Source organism: Kitasatospora sp. NPDC004799, assembly GCF_040609095.1.
Classification (GTDB): domain Bacteria; phylum Actinomycetota; class Actinomycetes; order Streptomycetales; family Streptomycetaceae; genus Kitasatospora.
This window is the reverse complement of record NZ_JBEXJK010000616.1, coordinates 1-3,305: the sequence shown is the minus strand read 5'-3', so window position 1 is coordinate 3,305 and position 3,305 is coordinate 1. Positions and strand designations below refer to the sequence as shown.

The 3,305-nt window shown below is 73.3% G+C and carries 3 protein-coding genes; 1 reads left to right on the top strand and 2 read right to left on the bottom strand.

Annotated elements, in window-relative coordinates; all coding sequences use genetic code 11:
• Positions 1 to 137 precede the first annotated feature (137 nt).
• Positions 138 to 1,790: a hypothetical protein gene (locus tag ABZW03_RS38930; protein ID WP_355269321.1), complete on the bottom strand. Its 1,653-nt coding sequence runs from the start codon at positions 1,788 to 1,790 to the stop codon at positions 138 to 140.
• Between the two features lie 92 nt (positions 1,791 to 1,882).
• Positions 1,883 to 2,140 (bottom strand): hypothetical protein, encoded by a 258-nt coding sequence (locus ABZW03_RS38925; RefSeq protein ID WP_355269320.1) that lies wholly within the window; start codon positions 2,138 to 2,140, stop codon positions 1,883 to 1,885.
• A 135-nt stretch (positions 2,141 to 2,275) separates the two neighbouring features.
• Here ABZW03_RS38925 and ABZW03_RS38920 point away from each other — a divergent pair.
• A partial coding sequence (locus ABZW03_RS38920; protein ID WP_355269318.1) for a D-alanyl-D-alanine carboxypeptidase occupies positions 2,276 to 3,305 on the top strand: 1,030 nt, incomplete at its 3' end.

Sequence of the window (3,305 nt, the reverse complement as noted above, 5' to 3'; positions counted from 1 at the left end):
TCCAGCCGGATCGAGGGCTTCACGAAGCCCTCCTCGCGCAGCATCCGGAGCACGCCCGCCGCGTCCCCGGCCAGCGCCATCCGCAGCGAGGCCCCTGATCCTCCGATCGGGCCGGGGGCCTCCGGCGTTCCCGGGCTCTAACGCAGCGCGCCGAGGTCCTTCGGCGCGGACCAGCCGCTGAAGGTCACCAGGTGCCGGTCGGGAGTGACGGCCCACAGGTCCGGCTTGCCGTCCCCGTCCCCGTCGCCCGCGCTGTCGAGCGTCGGGTAGGCGGCGGTGGTGAAGCCCGTGGCCACCACGTTCGCCGAGGGGTCGGCGAGGGCGGTGAAGTCGAGCAGGTTGTCGGCCTTCCTGGTCACCGGGTAGGCGTGCAGGGTGCCGGTGGCCCGCTCGCGCGCCCACACGGTGAGGTTGCCGGAGGCGTCCGCGCCGGGGGCGATCAGCTCGTAGCCGCTCCAGTCGCCGGTGGTGGCGACGGGCTGGGCGTAGCCGTAGTCACGGCCCTTGTCGATGTAGGCGTACAGCTTGCCGTGCTCGACCGAGAGGAGCGTCGGCAGGGACGGCCTGGCCGCGCCGTAGCGGCCGCCCACCGCGACGAGTTGGTCGGCGGCCGACCAGTCCGCGGTGTAGTCCTCGGGGCAGGCACCCCGCGCGCCCGCGGCGTCGAGGCAGTCGGACGGCTTCCACGCGAGGGTGGGCGGCCGGTCGCTGAAGTCGCCCTTGCTCCAGTTGGAGTAGATGTACAGCAGCTGGGTGCTGTCCTTGGGACGCACCACCAGATCGTCGCCGGGGCCGTGGATGTTGGCCCAGCCCCGGTGCAGCGCCAGGAAGTCCTGCCACCCGGCACGCTGCGGGGAGAGCGCGGCCGGGATCGTGGAGGTCGGGGTGGCGTTCTCGGCGGCGGCGCTGATGACCTGCAGGTTGCCCTGGGCGTCCGGGACCAGGATGTCCGGTACGGCGTCGCCGTCGACGTCGCCGGGGACGGCCGGCTTGGGGCGCGGGTCCCAGGGCGCGTAGAAGGAGTAGGTGAAGGGCTGGCCGACGTTGCCCGCGTCGTCCATGGCCTGGACGGTCAGGAGGTTGGTGCCCCAGTCCTTGGGCTTGAGGGTGAGCTGGGCGGTGCCGTCGGCGCCCGCCTTGACGGTGTGCCCGGAGGCGCAGTCCCAGCCGACGCCCAGCGAACCGTTCAGCACGTACTGGTAGCAGGCCACCCCGGAGGCCTGACCGCCGGCCGGAGCTGTGTCGAGGCCGGTGAGGGTGAAGACGCCGTTCTCACCGGCGTACTTGCCGGGGGTGGTACCGGAGCCGCTCGCCGGGAAGTCGGCGGAGGAGACGGACAGGCCCGGGTGGGTCAGGTCGACCCGGAAGTGGCAGGTCGGAGCGGGCTTGCCGCTGCCCGGGTCGTACCCGGGCCAGGCCTGCCAGGAGTAGGAGTGGCCGTCCGCCAGGGCGCTGGTGGCCACCTTCGCGGCGCCGTCGGTGACGTCGACGGTGGTGTCGACGATCTTGTCGTGCTCCGGGGTCGAGTCGTCCCAGACCTTGAATCGCACCTGCGGCGAGGTGGCCGAGACGGTCAGCACCGGGTTGGCGACCTCCAGCCAGCCCGGGGCGGTGGTGTCGTCGCAGGCGTCGGTGCGGACGCCGGTGGCGGCGAAGCCCGGTGCGGGCAGCGCCTTCGGTTCGGTGACCGCGTTCCCCGGTACGGCGGCGGCGCCCGGCGCCGCGAACAGGCCGGCGGCGAGCGCCGCCGCGGTGGCCCCGCCGATTCGGCGGGCGTGTCGAAGTGTCATGGAGGTTCCCCACCCCTTGTGTCCAATGGACCGGTTCCATGTGGAAGCGGTGAGGATCCTGCCAGTGGGGACCGGCAGCGGCAACGGGATTGTCAGTCGGTGGCCGGGGTGCGGCGGGTGGCGCGGAGGCCGCGGAGGCCGATGGTGCCGACGGCGATGCCGAGGGCGAAGGAGGTGACGGCGAGGAGGAGGTGGATCCAGAAGAAGGCGGTGGGCTGGGAGTGGTCGCCGTTGGTGAAGGCCTGGCCGCCGGAGTCCTTCCAGAGGTTCTTGACGAAGGTCGTCCAGATGATGATCGACCAGACCCCGAAGGCGGTCAGGAACCAGGAGGTGCGGCGGCTGAGCTTCATGGGGGTCCTCGGCGTGTGAAGGCGGTGTGCATCCCCAGTATGCGCGGCCGCCGATCGGCGTACGGCGGGCCCCTCCTGCGGAGGACGGGCCCCGGGGGGAGGGCGCCCGAACCCCGGAGTGGGTACGGTCTGCTGGTGCCCACACCCCGTCTCACGTTCGCGCACCTGTGCGCCGCGCTCACCGCGGCCCTGCCGGTACTGCTCGCCGCCCCGGCGGGCGCGGCCCCGGGGCAGCCGCCCCCGTCGGTCGCGGTCGGCGGCGAGCGGCTCGGGCTCCCCGGGGTGCAGGTCGCCCCGCTGGCGGGCGCGCCGGCGCTGCCCGGCGACCTCACCGGCCAGTCCTGGATAGTCTCCGACGCGGCGTCAGGAGAGGTGCTGGCGGCCAGCAACCCGCACCTGCGGCTGCCCCCGGCGAGCACCCTGAAGATCCTCTTCGCGGACACCGTGCTGCCCAAGTTCGACCGCAACGCGGTGCACCGGGTGGCCGACGAGGAGATCCAGGGGATCGGCCCCGGCAGCAGCCTGGTCGGCATCAAGGAGAACCTGGACTACCGGGTCGAGGACCTGTGGCGCGGGGTGTTCCTGAGCTCCGGCAACGACGCGGTGCACGTCCTGGCGCACATGAACGGCGGCGTCCAGCAGACCGTCGCCGAGATGCAGGCGCGCGCCGACGCGCTCCAGGCGCGGGACACCAAGGTGGTCTCGCCGGACGGCTACGACATGGACGGCCAGGTCTCCTCGGCCTACGACCTGTCGCTGTTCGCCCGGGCCGGCCTGCGCAACGCGGACTTCCGGACGTACTGCGCCACCCGGGACGCGATGTTCCCGGGCGCCGTCGACCGGAACACCGGCCAGCGCGGCAGCTTCGGGATCGCCAACACCGACCGGCTGCTGGGCAAGTACCCGGGCCTGATCGGGGTGAAGAACGGCACCACCACCAACGCCGGCTCGACCTTCGTCGGCGCCGCCGAGCGCGACGGCCGCACCCTGCTGGTGACGGTGATGCACCCGGCCAACTACCAGAAGGTGTACGACGAGACGGCCGCCCTGCTGGACTGGGGCTTCGCCGCGGCCGGCAAGGTCCAGCCGGTCGGCCGGCTGGTCGACGAGCTCCCGCCCGGCAGCACCGGGCCCGCCGGCCAGGCCGGCGGCACCGACGGCACGC

Coding starts and splice junctions, on each gene's coding strand:
- ABZW03_RS38925 (WP_355269320.1), bottom strand. CDS start 2,140: ATGAAGCTCAGCCGCCGCACCTCCTGGTTCCTGACCGCCTTCGGGGTC.
- ABZW03_RS38930 (WP_355269321.1), bottom strand. CDS start 1,790: ATGACACTTCGACACGCCCGCCGAATCGGCGGGGCCACCGCGGCGGCG.